The organism is Affinirhizobium helianthi (assembly GCF_042680945.1).
Taxonomy (GTDB): domain Bacteria; phylum Pseudomonadota; class Alphaproteobacteria; order Rhizobiales; family Rhizobiaceae; genus Neorhizobium; species Neorhizobium helianthi.
Window position 1 is genome coordinate 221935 of record NZ_JBHUEQ010000026.1, and the last position, 18468, is coordinate 240402.

Consider the following 18468-nt stretch of genomic DNA (forward strand, 5'->3'; position numbering starts at 1 on the left):
GTGTGGCGCGTCAGGCGTGTGCAACTGTTTACAAAATTGACAGATGGCCCTTCCTAGTGAGATCCGTGTGCGCCTTTTTCTGCTCGCCAGATTGTTCACGAAGCGACAGTGCCCGACAAAAAATGACCCTCACTCACCTTGTGAGTCTGCGTCCAGAGCTCGCGCAAATTACTGACTCTGTGTCAATTTTATACATCCATAACGTTGAAAGGCGGGTTCACTCCGAATTCTTCTGCGCATTTATATAACATCTATTCATATTAAAATTTTTGGATCGTTCGCTTCAACTTTTTAAATTTATCAGTACCGCTAATTTGGACTATGAATAGAAAAATATTGAAACCGCACTTATCCCATAAAGTAACGTAAAAATTTTTAAACAGTCGTTCTGGATATATATAGTCGTCTCTTACTTATGTATAGGAGAGAGAAATTGCTTCCTGGTGCTTCGTATAAAGCTTTGACTGCCGCGCAAAAAGGCCTTTGGCTGAAGCAAAAATTCTCCTCTAGCGATACGCTCTTCGATATCGCTGAAAGTATCGAGATCCACGGGCCTATCGATGCGGATGTTTTCTTGCGCAGCCTTGAATTGCTCTCCGCGGAGACGGAGGGTGCCAGAATGGAACTGGTCGAGGTTGGGCACGCGCCTCAGTTCCTGATCAGGGAACGGCGCGAGCAGCCGTTTGAAACGCTTGATTTTTCAACCTGGCCGAATCCGCGCGATGCTGCTTATGAGTGGATGAATGGGGAGATCCGCAAGGGGGATGATCACTCGCTCTGGAACAGCACGCTGTTGCGCCTGAGCGACGATCACTGGGTCTGGTTTCACCGTGCTCATCACGTGGCTATGGATGGTTTCTGCGGTTTCCTTCTGGCACACCGCCTGTCGCAGATCTACACCGCGCTGAAGCGGAATGAGCCTGTCCCTCCGAGCGAGCTCGGCACAATTCAGGAGTCGCTGGAGGTCGAGGAGCAGTACAAGAACTCCCCCAGTTTTGAGCGAGACCGTGCCTACTGGATGTCGCAGTTGCAGGGCATCTCTTCGCCGGTAACGCTGGCGAAGCGGCAAGGACCGATGACCGGAGGCTTCCTGCGCCATCGCGGGAAGTTGCCACGAGAACAGGTGCAGAAATTGTCTGCGCTTGGAAAGCAGATCGGCTGCACCCTGCCGCAATGCCTGATTGCCCTGGTCGGCGCTTACTATGCGCGCGCCACCGACTGCGAAGAGCTGACCATGGCCACCATGGTTACGGCGCGGACCAGCCCGGCCATGCGCCGCTTGCCGGTCATGATGGCGAACGGTGTGCCGCTGCGCTTCAAGATCGGCTCCGATGTGAGCTGGCTTGATTTGACCAAGCAGGTTGCCCAGCAGATGATGCGCGCTTTGCGCTATCAGCGCTATCGCTACGAGGATATGCGGCGCGATCTCGGCATGAACAAGCAGGAGGACCAACTGGTTCGCCTCGGGGTGAATATCGAGCCGTTCAATTACGATCTGCGGTTCGACGGTCATCCGACAACGGCGCATAACCTCTCGAATGGCACGATGAGTGACTTTACCATCTTTGCCTATGACAGAGGCACGGATCAGGATGTCGAACTGGATTTCGATGCCAATCCCGGTCTCTACACTCTGGATGAGCTGAAGCAGCACGAGACGCGGTTCCGGCGGGTTCTGGATGTCATTCTGGCATCACCGGAGATGCCGATCCCTGCGATTTCCCTGCTGGCGCCGGAGGAAAAGCATCGGATTGTGCATGTCTGGAACCAGACGCAGCAGGCTGTGACCGGACAGAGCTGGATCGAACTCTTCCAGAAGCAGGTATGCCGCAATCCTGATGCGCTTGCTGCCCGTTTTGAAGACAGGAGCGCAAGCTATTTCGATCTCGATTGCCTCTCGGATCGTTGGGCTGCGGTGCTGCGCCAGGAGGGGATCAGCCGCGGGGATCTGGTTGCTGTTGCGGTTCCGCGCTCCATGCGAATGCTGGTTGCCATGCTGGCTGTTCACAAGGCCGGAGCGGCCTATCTTCCTGTCGATCCGGAAGACCCGGTGCATCGCCTCGGTTTGATTTTCGAAGACGCCAAGCCAGCTGCGGTGATGACTACCGCAGAGGCTGCCGGAAAGCTGCCGGGTTCTGCGGCGCTGAAATTGCTGATGGATGAGCCGCTGCCGGAAATTCGCGGGCCCGTTGCATCCGTGATGCCATCCGGTGATGACACGGCCTATGTGATCTTCACATCAGGTTCCACCGGCCGGCCGAAGGGTGTCGAGATTTCACATCTCTCCCTGTTGAATTTCCTTCAGGCCATGCAGGGGCTTGTGCCGCTGGACGAGGGAGACAAGATCGCGGCGGTCACGACGGTTGCCTTCGACATTGCGGCGCTGGAGCTTTTCCTGCCTCTCACATCGGGTGCTGCCACTGTCATCGTGAAGCGTGACGTGGTCAAGGATCCCGCAAGGCTGGTCGGTCTGATCGAGCGTGAGGGAATTTCGGTCATGCAGGCAACGCCATCGCTGTGGCGTTCGCTGGCCCACGAATTCGCCGGACGCCTGAAGGGTTTGCGTTCGCTGGTTGGAGGTGAAGCGCTGCCGGCGGATCTGGCGCGGAAAATGGCCCTGATGGGACATCCTGTTCTGAACGTGTATGGCCCGACTGAGACAACAGTGTGGTCCACCTGCATGGCTCTCGGCGGATACGATCTCCAGTCAACCCCGATTGGACGTCCGATTCTCAACACGCAAGTCTATGTTCTGGATCGGCATATGCAGCCGGTTCCGGTGGGAATGCCTGGAGAATTGTATATTGGTGGCCTGGGCGTTGCCAAAGGCTATCTTCACCGGCCGGACCTTACGGCTGAACGCTTCCTTTTGAACCCGTTCACGCAAGATGGCAGCCGGATCTATAAAACCGGCGATCTGGTTCAATGGCGTGACGATGGCGTGCTGGAATATATCGGCCGCAACGATGACCAGGTGAAGATCCGCGGGTTCCGGGTGGAATTGCGCGAAATCGAAACCGTGATCGCCGGTCTGGAGGGTGTCCGTGAAGTTGTGGTTGTCGCGAAACCGGACTCCAGCCAGCGTATGCGCATCTTGGCCTATATTGTGACCGATGATGAACCTGCCCTGACGACCAAGGCCATGCAGCATCGACTGGCAGATTTGCTGCCTGCACACATGATCCCCTCGGAATTTGTTGTGCTGGATGCGCTGCCCTTGAACACGAATGGCAAGATTGATCGCAAAGCGCTTCCAGAGCCGCGCGAGACGGCCCGTCAGGAGGCGGTTCTGCCGACGACCGATCTCGAAAAGCGCATTGCAAAGATCTGGTGCGATGTGCTGGGGCTGCAAACGGTTGGAATTCACGACAACTTTTTCGAGCTGGGCGGCGATTCGCTCTCTGCTGCGGTCATGATCTCAGCCTTGAGAGAGGCAGACTTGCCGGAAGTGCCGATTGCTGCGCTTCTCGACTCTCTGACCATTGCCCGGCTCGCGCAGGTCCTGAACAAGCAGCTGGACGTGAACTACTTCCAGCCGCTTCTGCGGCTTCGGGAAGGTGGCGGGGAAGCGCCCCTGTTCTGCATCCATCCCGGCGTTGGCTTTGGCTGGAAGTTCGCCGCGCTTTCAATGTCGCTTAATCCGGACGTGCCGATCTATGGCCTGCAATCCGACGCCTATAGCGAGGCGGGTCTCGCCCCGGACGAAACGATCGAAAGCATGGCGCGACGCTATGTTGACAGGATCCGCGAGGTTCAGCCTGTTGGTCCCTATCGCTTGCTCGGCTGGTCCATGGGCGGTCTGGTTGCCCATGAGATGACTCGGGTCCTGTCGCTTCAGGGCCACAGCGTTTCCTATCTGGGTATGTTGGACTCCTATCCCTTTACCAATACCAAGATCGATGTGGAGGAACGGCAGGGTTTTCTGGTGCAACAGGCACTGGCTTTCCTTGGACACGATGCGATGGTTCTTGGGTCGAACCCGACGCTCGATCAACTGGAAACTTTCCTTCTTGACCAGTGGGAGTTCCACGGCAATGCCTTCGAAAGGGAGCTGAAGCGCAATAATCCGGAGATCTTTGCCCGGGTGAGAAGCGCGATCGTTCAGCATCTCGAAATGAGCAACAGGTTCAAGCCGGGGCAGGTCGATGTCGACATCCATATGTTCCAGGCGCGCACCATGGCGTCGCCCCGGTTGAAAGAGGTGCTGCGTTACGATCCGACCGCCTGGCAAGAGCATACAAACGGCTATGTCGAGATCATTCAGATCGATGCGGGGCATGCAGATATGCTGGAGGACGTTCCTGCCAAGGAGATCGGTGCATTGGTTTCTGACCAGCTAACGCAGAAGAGAAGAGCGAGAATCACGCCTATCGCGGCCACTCGACGCAGAGTGGGCGGCGTCATGACGGTCGATCTTCTGGCCTGATGCGCTGTCGGAAAAAAGCAGGCAATCTTCAAAATGTCAGGGCATTTCAGGTCGGTCGCCTGAAATGCCCTCTTTTTTCAGGCGCAGCAGACAAAGCTGATGCGGGTTTCTCGTGCGCTCATGCGTCCCGGAGAGCCCCCGCTGCTTCAGGGTAAAGAGAAAGCGCCCGTCCCTTCGGGTTTCCGATTGGCGGACGCCCGATGGCGAACCGGTCTTGCCCGATGCGGCAGCATCGAACTTCGCCCGCTTGACCACCGGATCGTGCGTGCCAATCGACAAACAGAACTGACCCTGAGTTTGCCGGAAATGCTCTAGCTCAAGCGGCGATATCGATCACGCCGCAGTCGCCAGCCTCGGATCCGAAGGCCAGCAGCTTTCCGTTGCTGCTCCAGCTCATCGCGGTAATCGCACCTTTGCCGGGGCGGCGCAGCAGCGCTTCCTTGCCATCTCCGACGCGAACGCCAAGCACCATGCCGTCGATGAAGCCGATGGCGAGAACCTCTTCCGCTGGATGAAAGCTCACGCAGGTGGCGAGCACATTGGCCCGGGTGCCAAGCTCCAGCGGGGCCTTGCCCATAGGGCCATCCTTGGCCGAGAAGGGCCAGACGATGGCCGCAGGCGCACCGGATGTGGCGAGCCACTTGCCTTTCGGGGACCAGGAGAAGGATTTGACCTTGGCAGGATAGCCGGTCATTCGCATATGGCGCGGGTCGCCGGGCTTGCCCTCCAGCTTCCAGCCATGCAGCGCGTTTTCCTGCATGGTGGTCACGAGAAAGCGACCATCGGGGGAGAAGGTAACACCCGTATGGGCACCTTTCCATTCCAGATCGGAGGCTGGGGCATTCGTATTGACCCAGTGGAGCGAGACCCCGTTGTAACGGGCAGCGGCAATACGCAATCCCTTTGAGGCAAAGGCCAATCCTTCAACCGTGCGCTCTTCGGGAAATACCTTGGTGGTACCGTCACGCAGCACCACATGGCTTGCCTTGCCGTGGGCATAAGCCACAGCACCTTGCGGACCGCCTGCAACGACATTGATCCACTTGCGCGGGGCTTCCGCAACCTGAACAGCCGAGCCATCCGCCAGAATGCGCATCACCTTGCCGTCCTCACCGCCGGTGAGCAGCGAGGCGTGAAAGGGATCCCGCACACAGGTGAGCATGCCCTGATGCAGCTCTGTCACCTTTTCCCCGTTATCCAACCGCCGGATCTCTCCGGCGGCTGTGGCGAAGAAGGGAATATCGCCCAGGAAATGCGCTCCAATCACGTGGCCTTCGATATCGAATGGGGCAACTGTCGGCATTTCCGGCAAAATCCTTCTGTTTTTTCTTGTGGTTAGCCATTCGCCTGGCAGGCGAGGAAGCTCTGTTCGATCTTTTCACGGTCCAGGTCGCGCCCGATAAAGACGAGGCGGCTTTCGCGCTTTTCGCCGTCCTTCCAGGCACGCTGGTGATCACCTTCAACGATCATGTGAACACCTTGAACCACATAGCGCTCGGGATCGCCAGCAAAGGCGATAATTCCCTTGAGACGCAGGATGTTCGGCCCCTGAACCTGGGTGATCTTCTGAATCCATTGGAAGAAGCGTTCCGGGTTCATCTCTCCGCCACGCAGGGAAATCGATTTCACCGTAATGTCGTGGATGGCCGAAGGCGCATCGTGGTGATGGTGATGATCGTGCCCATGATCATGATGATGGTGATCATGGTGGTGATGATCATGATGATCATGATGGTCGTGATCGTGGTGATGATGGTCATGGCCGCAATCGGGGCCGCAAACGTGATCAGGATGGCCGTGATCGAGGAAATGCGGGTCGTTTTCCAGTGCACGCTCCAGATTGAAGGCACCCTGATCGAGCACGCGGGCCAGATCGACACCCGAACGGGTCGTCTTGTAAACCCTTGCGGTCGGATTGATGGCGCGCACGATTTCTTCGATGGTTGCCAGTTCCTGCGGCGAAACGAGATCCGTCTTGTTGATCACCACCACATCGGCAAAGGCGATCTGATCTTCTGCCTCGCGGCTGTCCTTCAGGCGCAGCGGCAGGTGCTTTGCGTCAACCAGGGCCACAACCGCATCAAGTTCCGTCTTGGCGCGCACATCGTCGTCCATGAAGAATGTCTGCGCGACGGGTACAGGATCGGCAAGGCCGGTCGTTTCCACGATGATGCCGTCGAAGCGGCCGGGGCGGCGCATCAGGCCTTCCACCACGCGGATGAGGTCTCCGCGAACGGTGCAGCAGACGCAGCCATTGTTCATTTCATAGATTTCTTCATCCGACTCGACGATCAGATCGTTGTCGATGCCGATCTCGCCGAACTCGTTGACGATGACCGCGTATTTCTTGCCGTGACTTTCGGAGAGAATGCGGTTGAGAAGCGTTGTTTTTCCGGCACCGAGATAGCCGGTGAGAACGGTCACGGGAATTGGCTTTTGCGCGGCTGTATCGGCCATGGGAACCTCCGGGAATGAGGGCGCTCGCGAATGGAGCGTCAGCGGTTGCGTTCATATAAGCCGTCTTGGCGGCAGTTCAAAGGGCCTTCCGATGTTATAATGTCACGCTGTGGAGGACAGTGTATCGACATCGAAGCGGTGCACATCCTCAAGCAGTTCCAGGATGCCCCGCACCGCATGGTCTAGCAGCACTTCTCCCCGCGCGGCTGTCGCAGCAGCGGCATTTCCCGCTACGCCCAGCTCGCTCAGATCCGACATCTTCCAGCCGAAGGCATGCGGGCCATAGGCGCGCAGGTGCTTGAACTGCCTTGTGAATTCGCTCTGCCGCGAGGGGAAGGCGGAAGCTTTCCCCATGTCCACCTTGTCAGGATGGAGCGCCAGCATGACCGAGGTTTCGATATCGCCGCCATGAATGTCGATTGCCTTGTCTTGCGGGCTGATCCAGCCTTCCGGCTGGCCGAAGCGGGTCCAGCTGGTTGCAACCGCCAGCATGTTGAAGCGCACGCGTGCCTCGGTTGCCACCACGGTCATGAGCGGAGAATTGCCACCATGCGCGTTCAGCATCACAAATTTGCGAATTCCGGAATCGGCAAGGCTTTCGGCAATGGCAAGCCACCGATTGATCGCCTGGGCAAACGTGAGGCTGCGCGTTCCCGCACTATCCATGTGTTCTATGGAATAGCCAATGCGTTCAACGGGAAGGAATGTCGCCGGAAGGTCTTCAGGCAGGCGTGCAATCAGGCGCTCCGTCAGGCCAGCGGCAATCAGGCTGTCGGTTTCAAAGGGCAGGTGTGGGCCATGCTGTTCATGCGCGCCCAGCGGCAAAACGGCAATCCAGTCTGCCCGCTCAGCAGGGGCAAGGGCCGGATCGTTCTGGTAGAAGCGCGGTTTCGGCAAGGGCATCTGGCGGTAAAGTCCTGCTTTCGCTATGCATGGGGAAACATCAGCATATAGCGGGCAAAGCCAGAGGCGGCAAACGGGGCGCGGGCGAATGAGCAAGAAAAAGAACGACAAGAAGGATAAGTCCGGCAAGAGGAAGGATATTCCCGCACAGGAAGATCTTGCGCCCGCGCTGACATCTGCTGCGCGCTCCCTTCGCACCGTGCTGTCGCGCAACCTGGCGGAGGCGGGGCTTTATGCGGGGCAGGATGGGGTTATCTTGCATTTGTCTCGTGGCGAGGCGCTGACACCCGGCCAGCTTGCGCAGCGTCTTGGCGTGAAAGCGCCCACCATGACGCGCACCGTTGGCCGCATGGAAGCGCAGGGCTTTGTTCAACGCAAAGCCGATGGCACGGATGGCCGGCTGATCAAGGTGCACCTTACGCCGGCAGGTCTGGAAACGGTGGCGCGCATTCATGCCGCCGCTGCCGCCAGCGCGGAACAGGCACTGGAAGGCTTCTCTGCAAAGGAAGTCCGCACCCTTCTGAAATTGTTGAAAGCGGTGGATCGCAACCTGAGCGGCATGGACCCGCCCGACGACGAAGATGTCGACATGACAAACGGATGACAAAGATTGCGCTCTCGAGTTAAATTGTTTAACTAAACTTTTAGAACGGAGCGCAGAATCCGCCGGGAGGGGACGTGGTTCAAAAGGTCAAACTGTCTACGATTGCCGAAAGTCTCGGCCTTTCCACCGCCACCATTTCTCTTGCTCTTCGCGACAGTCCGCTTGTGGCGGTCGATACGCGGGAGAAGATCAAGGAACAGGCGCGCGCCCTCGGCTATATCTATAACCGTCGCGCCGCGAGCCTGCGCACTTCGCGCTCCGGTATCATCGGGGTTGTGGTTCATGACATCATGAACCCGTTCTACGGCGAAATCCTGAAGGCCATCGAGAGCGAGCTGGACCGCAGCCGCCAGACCTTTATTCTTTCCAATCATTATGACTCGGTCGAAAAGCAGCGGACGTTCATCGAAACCTTGCTGCAGCTGGGCGGCGATGGCGTCATCATGTCGCCAGCCATTGGCACCCCCATTGAGGATGTGAAGCTGGCAGAGGCGAACGGCATGCCCGCCATTCTGGTGGCGCGTTCCATGGATGGGGTCGATCTGCCCACTTATCGCGGCGATGACAGCTATGGAATTTCCCTTGCCACCAATCACCTGATCGGGCTGGGGCATCGCAGCATCGCCATGATCGGCGGTACGGATCAGACATCCACGGGGCGCGATCGCTACCAGGGCTATGTCGATGCGCTTCGCAAGGCGGGGATCGAGGTGGATCCTAATCTGCGCATTCCCGGTCCGCGCACCAAGCAGGGCGGGTTCGAGGCGGCGGTGCATTTCCTTTCGCTGCCGCAGAAGCCGACGGCCGCTGTCTGTTGGAACGATCTTGTCGCCATCGGCCTTATGAACGGCGTCGCACGTGCCGGTCTCCAGCCGGGGCGGGATATTTCCGTCACGGGCTATGACGATCTGGAAGAGGCATCCATCGCCACACCAGCTCTCACCACAGTCTGGAATGGACAGACCGAGGTGGGCCGTCTGGCAGCCCGCGCGCTACTCGATCGCCTGGCTGGCAGCCATGAGCCTGATGGCATTCATCTCATCAAGCCGGAAATGCGCATCCGCCAGTCTACCGGCCCTTATCGCCCTCGCGCCTGATCTGTAAGGACACCAATCATGACCGAAGAAAAGATCACCGTACTCGTTCCAGGCGGTATGCATCCTCGCGTTCTGAAACGGCTGGGTGAAGCTTTCGATCTCATCCAGACACGCGCCGGTTCGGAAATGGAGCTGAGCGAGGAACAGCGGGGCAGGATCCGCGCAGTTGCGACGGGCAACCAGATGCCCGCCGATTGGATCGACCAATTGCCGAATCTGGAGCTGATTGCGAATTTCGGCGTCGGCTATGATGGGGTGGATGCAAAGCATGCGGCCAGCCGGGGTATTCTTGTAACGAATACGCCGGATGTTCTGAACGATGAGGTTGCCGATACGACGATTGGCCTTCTGCTGAACACGATCCGCCGCTTTCCCGTGGCCGAAACCTATCTGCGTGAAGGGCGATGGGAAAAGGAGGGTTCCTTCCCGCTGACGCCGCTATCCTTGAAGAACCGTCATGTCGGCCTTCTCGGTCTTGGGCGGATCGGTCTCGAAATTGCAAAGCGGCTTGAGCCATTCAAGGTGAAGATCAGCTACCACACGCGCTCACCCCGCAACGATGTGGCTTACACCTATGTTCCTTCGCTTCTGGAACTGGCGAAATCGGTTGACACGCTGATCTCCATCATTCCGGCAACGCCACAGACGCACAAGATCATCAATTCGCAAGTGCTGCAGGCGCTTGGACCGAGCGGCGTGTTCATCAATGTCGGGCGCGGCACCAGCGTCGATGAGGATGACCTGTTGGAAGCCCTGAAATCGGGAACGATTGCGGCTGCGGGCCTGGACGTCTTCTATGACGAGCCGCGCGTGCCAGCGGGCTTCTTCGATTTGCCCAACCTCTGCATGTTGCCGCATGTGGCGTCCGCCTCGGTGCCGACCCGTGACGACATGGCCGATCTTGTGGTGGACAATATCATCGATTGGTTCAAGACAGGGCGTGTTCTGACTCCCGTGCCGGAAACGCCGCCGAAATAATCAGGATCTGCGCCCGTTTGCATGCGCGCGCACGGCATCGCCAAAGGCTTCGAACAGTTTGCGTGAGGGAGCGTCGTTCTCGGCCCAATATTCCGGATGCCACTGCACGCCGACTGCAAAGCCCTTGGCGTCAATCACCGAAACGGCTTCTACCGTGCCATCGGCAGCGCTTGCTTCAACCTGAAGCCGTGGTGCCTTGGTGCCGATGGCCTGCCGATGCAGGGAATTGACCTGAATTTCTCCAGATTGGCCGAGATAGCGTGCGATGCAGGAGCCTTCCGCGATGAACACCGGCTGGCGGATCGCATACATTTCATCGCGGCTTTCCACCGGCGGACGGCGATGATCCCACATGCCGGGCTGATCCTGGATTTCGCGGGCCAGGGTTCCACCAAGGGCAACATTCAGCTCCTGAAGTCCGCGGCAGATCGCAATCAGCGGTATGCCGCGATCGATCGCGCGGCGGATCAGTTCCAGCGAGGTTGCATCGCGAGCAGGGTCAAAGGGGCCATCGGCCTCTGTCCATTCGTCGCCATAGAGAGACGGATGGACATTGCTGGCAGAGCCGGAAATCAACACACCGTCGACACGGTCGAGCACCGCATCCACATCCATGCCCCTTTCCAGTGCAGGAACCAGAACCGGCAAAACGCCCGAGACACGCACGGCTGCGTTGACATATTGCGTCTGAACGGCGTGCCAGTCTGCCTTGTCGAGATGACGAATGTCGGCGGGTATGGCGATCAGTGGCAGGGTCATGTCAGTCTCCGGCAGAAAGCCATTCTTCAGCAGGCGGACATGCCCAAGTCAAGACACAAGCCTTGCTCTTCGTTTTCTGCGGGCATCCGTTATTCATCTTAGACGAAAGTCATAGGGTGGAATGTCTATCTTTGAGGGAAGATTTACAGCCCCTCTGCTTGCCACGAACAAGGCGGCATGGTTACTTCAATATCTAGCCGACAGAGGGGAAAGAGACTGTCTGGCCAAGGATAACGGGAGGTAATTCATGGATCGTCGCTCATTCTTCAAAAAGGCCGCTGCCGCAGGTACCGGCGCTGCTGCGGCCACTGCCCTTGCAGCACCCGCCATCGCTCAATCAACGCCAAAGATCACCTGGCGATTGACCTCGTCCTTCCCGAAATCGCTGGACACGATTTGGGGCGGCGCGGAAGACATTGCCAAGCATGTCGCCGCCGCGACCGATGGCAACTTCACCATTCAGACCTTTGCGGCAGGTGAAATCGTTCCTGGCCTTCAGGCAGCGGATGCCGTCTCCGCCGGTACGGTCGAAATGTGCCATACCTGCTCCTATTACTATGTGGGCAAGGATCCGACCTTCGCCATCGGCACGGCCATTCCCTTCGGCCCGAACCAGCGCCTGACCAATTCCTGGCTCTATGAAGGCAATGGCACCAAGCTGCTCAACGAGTTCTATGCCACACACGGCCTGATTGGCTTTGCGGCGGGCAATACCGGCGTGCAGATGGGTGGCTGGTTCCGCAAGGAAATCAACACGGTCGATGACTTCAAGGGCGTGAAAATGCGTATCGCGGGCCTTGCGGGCCGCGTCGTCGAGAAGCTCGGCGTTGTGCCGCAACAGATCGCCGGCGGTGATATCTATCCGTCGCTGGAAAAGGGCACGATCGATGCAGCGGAGTGGGTCGGCCCCTATGACGATTACAAGCTCGGCTTCTACAAGGTCGCCAAGTACTACTACTATCCGGCCTTCTGGGAAGGCGGCCCGGTTATCCACGCCTTCATGAACAAGGAAAAGTTCGAGGGACTGCCGAAGGCCTATCAGGCTGTGTTGCAGGATGCGTGCACCTTCGCCAACACCAATATGATGGCAAAGTACGACATGAAGAACCCGGCAGCGATCAAGCAGATCGTGGCGGCTGGCACGACGCTTCGTCCCTTCAGCCAGCAGATCCTGGAAGCGGCCTTCAACGCATCCCAGGAAGTGTATGCGGATATTTCGTCGAAGAACGAGTGGTTCAAGAAGATTTATGACGATCAGGCCGCCTTCAAGAAGGAAGGTTACCTGTGGATGCAGCTTTCTGAATACACCTATGACACCTTCATGATGATCCAGCAGCGCAACGGCAAGCTCTGAGCTTTCTTTCATTGCAATACAATGCCCCGGAACGCATGCTCCGGGGCATTTTTGTTATGTTTAAAGCACGTTGCGGCTTATCAGCCTCATGCAACGTGCTTTAACTTCTTGTTTTTACGCATGTCGTCATCGCAAAACCGGCACACTTTTGCGCGACATGCTGTAGCTTGCCATAGATGGATGTGAAAAGAGCCCCGGTCGGGGCTCTTTTGCGTCAGGGATTGATTTTGGGTGGCTGGCTGAGATCCGGCTGCGGCGGGGCCGGTGCTGCCGGACTCTGGCCGGGAAGTCCTTCCATTGGCGGAAGACCCAAAGCCGGAGCGTTGTTCTGCGGTGCTGGTTGGTTGTCGCCGCCGAAGCTCAAGGGTGGCAGCCCGAATTGTGGCGCAGAACCGTCACTGCCCGGTGTTCCCAGAGGAGGCAGACCAAGGGATGGTGCGTCTCCCCCTGTCGTTCCCATGCCCGGCAATTGGATCTGCACATCGGATGGGGTCGCGGCCGGCTGGTCGGTCTTGTAGTGCAAGACGAGGCCGGGGAAGGCGATCACCACCAGAATCATGATGAACTGGATGATGATGTAAGGGAAAACGCCCCTGTAGATCTCGGTTGTCCTCACGCCCGGCATGGTCTTGCCGGTAACCTTGTCCACCCAGTTTCCGGCTGGCGCAATCGAGCGCAGGAAGAACAGCGAGAAGCCGAAGGGTGGTGTGAGGAACGAGGTTTGCAGGTTGATGCCGAGAATGATGCCGAACCAGACGAGGTCAATGCCCAGCTTGTCGGCAACCGGCGCCAGCAGCGGCACCATGATGAAGGCGATCTCGAAGAAATCGAGGAAGCAGCCCAGAATGAAGACGATAATGGTAACGACGATCAGGAAGCCGTATTCCCCGCCCGGAAGCGCGAGAAGAAGCTCCTCCATCCAGACATTGCCATTGATGCCATAGAAGGTGAGGCCGAAGACGCGCGCACCAATGAGGATCATCATGACAAAGGCCGAAAGGCGCGTTGTCGCATCGAGTGCCGTCTTGATGGAGCCGAGCGTGAGGCGGCCCTTCGCCAGAGCGAGCAGCAGCGCACCTGTCGCCCCCATGGCCCCACCTTCGGTCGGCGTGGCAATGCCGAGGAAGATCGTGCCCAGAACAAGGAAGATCAGTGCGAGCGGCGGAATGAGAACGATGATGACCTGTTCGGCCAAACGGGAAATGATCTTCTTGTCCAGACGACCATTGATCAGCGCCACCACATAAACGGCGAAAACCGCGAAGGCGAGCGCCGCAACCAAGCGCCATTCTTCACTCTGTATGCCGAGGAACAGGATGTGCAGCCCGACATAGTAGAGAGCAACCGCGATCGCGATCATGACGAACAGAGATGTCACGCCATTGCCGAGCGTCCGGGCTTCCTGCGGAAGTGCAGGCGCCCATTCCGGCTTCACCATGGTGACGGCGAAGATGTAAAGGCAGTAGGCCGAAACGATCATCAATGCCGGATAGAGTGCGCCGACATACATATCGCCGACGGAACGACCCAGCTGGTCGGCCATGACGATGAGCACGAGCGATGGCGGGACGATCTGTGCCAGTGTGCCGGAGGCTGCAATCGTGCCGGACACCAGCGGGCGATTATAGCCATAGCGCATCATGATCGGCAGGGAGATGAGGCCCATGGCCATGACGGAGGCGGCGACGACGCCTGTGGTTGCGCCAAGCAGTGCGCCCACCAGAATCACCGCATAGGCAAGACCACCGCGCACCGGACCAAAGAGCTGGCCGATGGTATCGAGCAGGTCTTCTGCCATTCTTGATCGCTCAAGAATGATCCCCATGAATGTAAAGAAGGGGATCGAGAGCAGCGTGTCATTGTACATGATCCCGTAAATGCGCTCGGGATGCGATTGCAGCAGGGGCCAGAACAGCCGGATATCCGGCGAGATATGCGAAAGCTCAACGCCGATGAGGAAGTAGAGAAGCCCGCCAGCTGCAAGGGTGAAGGCCACCGGATAGCCGAGCAGAAGCATCAGCATGACGGTGGAGAACATGACCAGCGGCAGGTTCAGTGCGACAATATGGATAAGCTCAGTCATGGGCCACCTCCGCAGCCGGGGCTGCAGCATCGGAAGGCGCTTCTTCGTGTGGATCGACCATGCGGCCTGTCACGATGGCAAAGCGCTTTATGATCTCGGAGAAAGCCTGTGCCAAGAGAAGGGCGAAACCGACGAGAACCGCCAGTTTGGCTGGCCAGATTGGCAAGCCGCCAGCATTGGACGAGACTTCGCCGGATTGGAAGGAAAGCCAGAACCAAGGCCAGGCGAGATAGGTCATCAGGCCCGCAAAGGGCACCAGAAAGATGATGTGCAACGCGAGATCGATGATGTCGCGTGTTCTCTTGCTCCATCTGGACGAGAGGATGTCGATCCGCACATGTTCGTTTTTCAGCAATGCGTAGGCTGCCGCGAGCATGAAAACGGTTCCGAAGAGATACCATTGAACTTCCAGCCATGCATTCGACGAGATGTCGAACGCTTTGCGGATGACGGCATTCCCCGCGCTGATCAGAACTGCCGCAAGCAGCAGCCAAGACACCCAGCGGCCAATGAAGCTGGTCACCGCGTCGATTGCGCGGCTCACAGCAAGAAGTAACGTCATGAGAGTTCCCCCACCCTTTATTCTTGCCTTTGTTTTAGGACAAATACGACAAATCGCGCAACGCTACCAAAGGCGATGCAGGGGTGCTTCCAACATTTTGTTTCAGTTTTGAAGATTTGCAGCATGTCGGTCAAAGGCGGGCGGCGATTTTACCAGAACGACAGGCATCCGGCCCCCTTGTGTGCAGCTCTTCCAGCGCGAAGCACAATTGCGCTTTGCCGCCTTTTTGTGTAGCCATCTTCCTATGACGAGGATTGCGGTGCGTGGGATCTCTGGCCGCGCCGCCGAATGGGGAGAGACGGGACATGAAGGATCACAACGCAGGGCCGGTCGAAACGGGTGCGCCGATGGATTATCGCGAACACGAGAAGACCTATGACGGCTTTCTTGCTGCTTGCAAATGGGGAACGATGATGGTGGTCGTCCTGCTTCTGGCCATGCTGGGCGGTTTCTTTGCCGGCGGTGGCCTGCTGGGCGGTTTGCTTCTCTTCGTCATTCTCAATGCAGCCGGGTTTTACCTTCTGCGCTGATATGTCTGACAGTCGATACGAAAAGAGCCCGGCATAGACCGGGCTCTTTGCTTATGGGCTGGAGCATTCCCGATCAAAACGGGATCGCCGGAAATGCTCGCTCTATCTGTTCTTACTCAGTCTTCCAGCAAAGCCACTGACGCAGTTTTGCTGGACTTGCTCTAAACGTAGTCTGCGACCTATGCGCCGCCGCCACTGCGCGTGCGGGCAACGCCATCCTGGGCCGGCTTGTAATTCGGATCGAGCCGCGCGGCGTGGTTATAGGACTTGAAGGCCCGCGCCCGGTCGCCCCGACGCTCATAGACCAGCGCCTGGTTCACCCAGGATTCCGCAATCTTGTCGTTCAGATCGATTGCGTGGTTGAAGTCTGCGAAGGCGTTTTCATCGTCATTCAGCGCGAGATAGGAAACGCCGCGTCCATTGTAAGGCTCGGGCGAACCCGACGAAAGCGAAATTGCCTTGGAGAAGTCCTCGATTGCCTGTGCATGCTGGTTTCGCAGCTGGTAGATCAGACCCCGCCCGTGATAGGCGCGGCCATCCGTGGTATCCTGTTGGATCGCACGGTTGAAGTCATTGAAGGCCTCATTGGTGCGCCCGGCCTGGCGATAGATATTGCCGCGACCGATGAGTGCCACATCGTAGTTCGGGTTGATCTGCAAAGCCGTGTTGTAGTCGTTCACGGCATCGACCGGCTTGCCCATGTTCCGATAGACGAGGGCGCGGTTTGCATAGGCCTGGAAATAGCGTGGGTTCAGCTGGATTGCGCGGTTGAAGTCGTCGACGGCGCGCTTGAACTCGCCTGCGCGTCCATAGGCAGCGCCACGCACGTTATAGCCCTCTGGATCCTGCGGATTCTGCTGGATAACCGAAGACAGGGAGGAAATGTTTTGCTCGGAGCCTTGCGCGCGGTCCAGCCGGAAAACATCCGAGCTGGTATTCGTCGTCTGGCATCCGGCCAGCGCCAGGCCAGCGAGCAGGAGCATGGAGCCTGCCACGCCCGACCGGAGGCGGCGCGTGTTCTGCTGGAAAACGGTTACTGCGTGGAATTCATGCGAAATTGCTGCGGTCTTGGCGGCCATCAGGCGCAGGTCCTCGTATCAGTCAGGAGTTGTCCGGCAATCAAAAAAAGCGGCGGCGAAAACTCGCCCCCGCCCTTACATCACGAAATAACGTCGAAAAAACGGCCAATTAACGGCCGGTACGACCGCCTGCAACCAGGCCTTCACGCTGAGCGCGCTTGCGGGCAAGCTTGCGAACGCGGCGAACAGCCTCTGCCTTTTCACGAGCGCGCTTCTGGGAAGGCTTCTCGTAGTAGTCGCGCATCTTCATTTCACGGAAAATGCCTTCGCGCTGCATCTTCTTCTTAAGAGCGCGGAGAGCCTGATCGACGTTGTTGTCGCGGACAAGTACCTGCACGTGAATCCCGTTCCTTTGGTTTTTCGAGTTAGCCGCCAGACGGCGTTGGCCGAAGGCGAAACAATAGGTTTCCATGGCGCGCAGCCATGCGATTGGTGAAGGCACATAACAGAAGGCTTTGCCCAAGTCTAGCGGCCTCCTGCATGGCCTGTGCGAAAAAGCGCAAAACCCACCGGATACAGGGGGCCCAGAGCGATTTTATACCATGATCGCAGGGGCTGGGCCGGGTTGTAATTTGCCTTTTATCCACCGGAGACTCATATGCCTCTGGTTTCATGAGAAGATAAGGAGATGAAGATGCGTTCATTGATTTATTCGCAATTCGGAAAGCCTGCGGAAGTTTTGCGGGTTGAGGAAAGGGATGTTCCGCAGCCGGGCAAGGGCGAGGTGCGCCTTCGCATGCTGTTGTCTCCTATCCATAACCACGATCTTCTGACGGTATCCGGGCAATATGGATACAAGCCGCCATTGCCCGCCGGCGCAGGCAGTGAAGGCGTGGGTATTGTCGATGCCCTGGGAGAGGGTGTGGATCACCTGAATGTTGGGCAAAGGATTGCGCTGAGTGGCTTGAAGGCCGCCTGGGCCGACTATGCCATCGGCAAGGGCTCTTCCGCTGTGCCGCTGCCCGATTCCATCGACGACGAGACGGCGGCACAACTGATCGCCATGCCTCTCAGCGGTTTGAAGCTTCTGGAGTTTACAGGCATAAGCGAGGGTGAATGGCTGATCCAGAACGCAGCGAATGGCGCGGTGGGCAAGGTGGTGGCGCAGCTGGCAAAGCCACGCGGGGTTCACGTCATCAATCTTGTGCGCCGTGCCGATGCCATAGCCGAGATGGAGGAGCTTGGGATCGACAATGTGATCTCGACCGAGAGCGATGGCTGGAAGGATGAGGTGAAAGCCTTGACCGGCGGTGCGCCGATTGCTGTTGGCGTCGACGGCGTGGGTGGTGATGCCTCCGGGGATCTTTTGTCTCTTTTGGGAGAGGGTGGTCAACTCATCTCCTTTGGTGTCATGTCCGGCGAGCCGATGAGAATTTCAGCCGCCGACGTGATCTTCAAGCAGGCGGTAGTCAAAGGCTTCTGGCTGGCCAAGCTGATGGAAGCGATGCAGCCCGATGAGATGCGGCGCCTTGTGGGTGAACTCGTGGCGGGGGCTGCGTCCGGCGATCTGCGCCTGCAGGTGGATCAGGTGTTTCCGCTGGCGGATGCGGCCTCTGCAATGGAGGCGGCTGGTGCAAAAGGGCGCAAGGGAAAGGTGCTGTTGAAACTCTCCTGATCGCGGCAGGTATGGCGCGCG

General features: G+C 58.0%; 16 protein-coding genes. 7 read left to right on the forward strand and 9 right to left on the reverse strand.

The genetic code is table 11. The features are described from left to right. The first annotated feature begins 415 nt into the window (after window positions 1-415). Window positions 416-4426 carry an amino acid adenylation domain-containing protein gene (locus ACFSE1_RS15510; protein WP_377403217.1) on the forward strand — a complete coding sequence of 1337 codons (4011 nt, stop codon included), beginning with the start codon at window positions 416-418 and terminating at the stop codon, window positions 4424-4426. 36 nt (window positions 4427-4462) lie between these two features. Here the strand turns inward: ACFSE1_RS15510 and ACFSE1_RS15515 are convergent, their stop codons facing one another. The 4 genes from ACFSE1_RS15515 to ACFSE1_RS15530 all read right to left on the reverse strand — a co-directional run bounded on the left by ACFSE1_RS15515 (window position 4463) and on the right by ACFSE1_RS15530 (window position 7786). Beyond that, the gene (locus ACFSE1_RS15515; protein WP_377403219.1) at window positions 4463-4705 is read right to left on the reverse strand and encodes a hypothetical protein; all 243 of its coding nucleotides are present in this window, start codon (window positions 4703-4705) and stop codon (window positions 4463-4465) included. Window positions 4706-4742: 37 nt separating this feature from the next. After that, window positions 4743-5729: a WD40 repeat domain-containing protein gene (locus ACFSE1_RS15520; protein WP_377403221.1), complete on the reverse strand. Its 987-nt coding sequence runs from the start codon at window positions 5727-5729 to the stop codon at window positions 4743-4745. Between the two features lie 32 nt (window positions 5730-5761). Beyond that, window positions 5762-6883 (reverse strand): CobW family GTP-binding protein, encoded by a 1122-nt coding sequence (locus tag ACFSE1_RS15525; RefSeq protein ID WP_377403223.1) that lies wholly within the window; start codon window positions 6881-6883, stop codon window positions 5762-5764. Between the two features lie 102 nt (window positions 6884-6985). Beyond that, window positions 6986-7786, reverse strand: a complete 801-nt coding sequence (locus tag ACFSE1_RS15530) for a creatininase family protein (RefSeq protein WP_377403225.1) — start codon at window positions 7784-7786, stop codon at window positions 6986-6988. A gap of 88 nt (window positions 7787-7874) precedes the next feature. Between ACFSE1_RS15530 and ACFSE1_RS15535 the strand changes: the two genes are divergently transcribed. The 3 genes from ACFSE1_RS15535 (at window position 7875) to ACFSE1_RS15545 (ending at window position 10465) form a co-directional block, all read left to right on the forward strand. Next, window positions 7875-8390, forward strand: a complete 516-nt coding sequence (locus ACFSE1_RS15535) for a MarR family winged helix-turn-helix transcriptional regulator (RefSeq protein ID WP_377403227.1) — start codon at window positions 7875-7877, stop codon at window positions 8388-8390. A 74-nt stretch (window positions 8391-8464) separates the two neighbouring features. Beyond that, window positions 8465-9487: a LacI family DNA-binding transcriptional regulator gene (locus ACFSE1_RS15540; RefSeq protein WP_377403229.1), complete on the forward strand. Its 1023-nt coding sequence runs from the start codon at window positions 8465-8467 to the stop codon at window positions 9485-9487. 18 nt (window positions 9488-9505) lie between these two features. Continuing rightward, entirely contained in the window at window positions 9506-10465 is a 960-nt protein-coding gene (locus ACFSE1_RS15545; protein ID WP_377403231.1) for a 2-hydroxyacid dehydrogenase, read from the forward strand. Here the strand turns inward: ACFSE1_RS15545 and ACFSE1_RS15550 are convergent, their stop codons facing one another. Next, window positions 10466-11224 (reverse strand): gamma-glutamyl-gamma-aminobutyrate hydrolase family protein, encoded by a 759-nt coding sequence (locus ACFSE1_RS15550; RefSeq protein ID WP_377403233.1) that lies wholly within the window; start codon window positions 11222-11224, stop codon window positions 10466-10468. Window positions 11225-11471: 247 nt separating this feature from the next. Between ACFSE1_RS15550 and ACFSE1_RS15555 the strand changes: the two genes are divergently transcribed. After that, window positions 11472-12578 carry a TRAP transporter substrate-binding protein gene (locus tag ACFSE1_RS15555; RefSeq protein ID WP_377403235.1) on the forward strand — a complete coding sequence of 369 codons (1107 nt, stop codon included), beginning with the start codon at window positions 11472-11474 and terminating at the stop codon, window positions 12576-12578. 214 nt (window positions 12579-12792) lie between these two features. Here the strand turns inward: ACFSE1_RS15555 and ACFSE1_RS15560 are convergent, their stop codons facing one another. Both ACFSE1_RS15560 and ACFSE1_RS15565 read right to left on the reverse strand, forming a co-directional pair. After that, window positions 12793-14661, reverse strand: a complete 1869-nt coding sequence (locus ACFSE1_RS15560; RefSeq protein ID WP_377403237.1) for a TRAP transporter large permease — start codon at window positions 14659-14661, stop codon at window positions 12793-12795. Beyond that, entirely contained in the window at window positions 14654-15223 is a 570-nt protein-coding gene (locus tag ACFSE1_RS15565) for a TRAP transporter small permease subunit (RefSeq protein WP_377403239.1), read from the reverse strand. Before ACFSE1_RS15565 ends, ACFSE1_RS15560 begins: the two co-directional genes overlap by 8 nt. Before the next feature lie 305 nt (window positions 15224-15528). Here ACFSE1_RS15565 and ACFSE1_RS15570 point away from each other — a divergent pair, with 305 nt between their 5' ends. Then, on the forward strand, window positions 15529-15753 hold the full coding sequence (locus ACFSE1_RS15570; RefSeq protein ID WP_377403241.1) for an aa3-type cytochrome c oxidase subunit IV: 225 nt from the start codon (window positions 15529-15531) through the stop codon (window positions 15751-15753). Window positions 15754-15932: 179 nt separating this feature from the next. On the opposite strand, the gene ACFSE1_RS15575 is transcribed toward ACFSE1_RS15570, so the two are convergent. Together ACFSE1_RS15575 and rpsU are read right to left on the reverse strand one after the other, a co-directional pair. Next, entirely contained in the window at window positions 15933-16736 is an 804-nt protein-coding gene (locus ACFSE1_RS15575) for a tetratricopeptide repeat protein (protein WP_377403335.1), read from the reverse strand. 205 nt (window positions 16737-16941) lie between these two features. Further along, on the reverse strand, window positions 16942-17169 hold the full coding sequence (gene rpsU / locus ACFSE1_RS15580) for a 30S ribosomal protein S21 (protein WP_071004399.1): 228 nt from the start codon (window positions 17167-17169) through the stop codon (window positions 16942-16944). 297 nt (window positions 17170-17466) lie between these two features. On the opposite strand from rpsU, the gene ACFSE1_RS15585 reads away from it, so the two are divergent. After that, complete coding sequence (locus tag ACFSE1_RS15585; RefSeq protein WP_377403243.1) at window positions 17467-18447, forward strand: zinc-binding dehydrogenase; 981 nt, start codon at window positions 17467-17469, stop codon at window positions 18445-18447. The last annotated feature ends 21 nt before the right edge of the window (window positions 18448-18468 follow it).

Excerpts from the sequence above, each read along its gene's own strand:
- ACFSE1_RS15565 (WP_377403239.1), bottom strand. The coding sequence starts at position 15,223 with ATGACGTTACTTCTTGCTGTGAGCCGCGCAATCGACGCGGTGACCAGC.
- ACFSE1_RS15575 (WP_377403335.1), bottom strand. The coding sequence starts at position 16,736 with ATGCTCCTGCTCGCTGGCCTGGCGCTGGCCGGATGCCAGACGACGAAT.
- ACFSE1_RS15560 (WP_377403237.1), bottom strand. The coding sequence starts at position 14,661 with ATGACTGAGCTTATCCATATTGTCGCACTGAACCTGCCGCTGGTCATG.
- ACFSE1_RS15555 (WP_377403235.1), top strand. The coding sequence starts at position 11,472 with ATGGATCGTCGCTCATTCTTCAAAAAGGCCGCTGCCGCAGGTACCGGC.
- ACFSE1_RS15585 (WP_377403243.1), top strand. The coding sequence starts at position 17,467 with ATGCGTTCATTGATTTATTCGCAATTCGGAAAGCCTGCGGAAGTTTTG.
- ACFSE1_RS15550 (WP_377403233.1), bottom strand. The coding sequence starts at position 11,224 with ATGACCCTGCCACTGATCGCCATACCCGCCGACATTCGTCATCTCGAC.
- ACFSE1_RS15530 (WP_377403225.1), bottom strand. The coding sequence starts at position 7,786 with ATGCCCTTGCCGAAACCGCGCTTCTACCAGAACGATCCGGCCCTTGCC.
- ACFSE1_RS15570 (WP_377403241.1), top strand. The coding sequence starts at position 15,529 with ATGAAGGATCACAACGCAGGGCCGGTCGAAACGGGTGCGCCGATGGAT.
- ACFSE1_RS15535 (WP_377403227.1), top strand. The coding sequence starts at position 7,875 with ATGAGCAAGAAAAAGAACGACAAGAAGGATAAGTCCGGCAAGAGGAAG.
- ACFSE1_RS15525 (WP_377403223.1), bottom strand. The coding sequence starts at position 6,883 with ATGGCCGATACAGCCGCGCAAAAGCCAATTCCCGTGACCGTTCTCACC.
- ACFSE1_RS15510 (WP_377403217.1), top strand. The coding sequence starts at position 416 with ATGTATAGGAGAGAGAAATTGCTTCCTGGTGCTTCGTATAAAGCTTTG.
- ACFSE1_RS15520 (WP_377403221.1), bottom strand. The coding sequence starts at position 5,729 with ATGCCGACAGTTGCCCCATTCGATATCGAAGGCCACGTGATTGGAGCG.
- ACFSE1_RS15545 (WP_377403231.1), top strand. The coding sequence starts at position 9,506 with ATGACCGAAGAAAAGATCACCGTACTCGTTCCAGGCGGTATGCATCCT.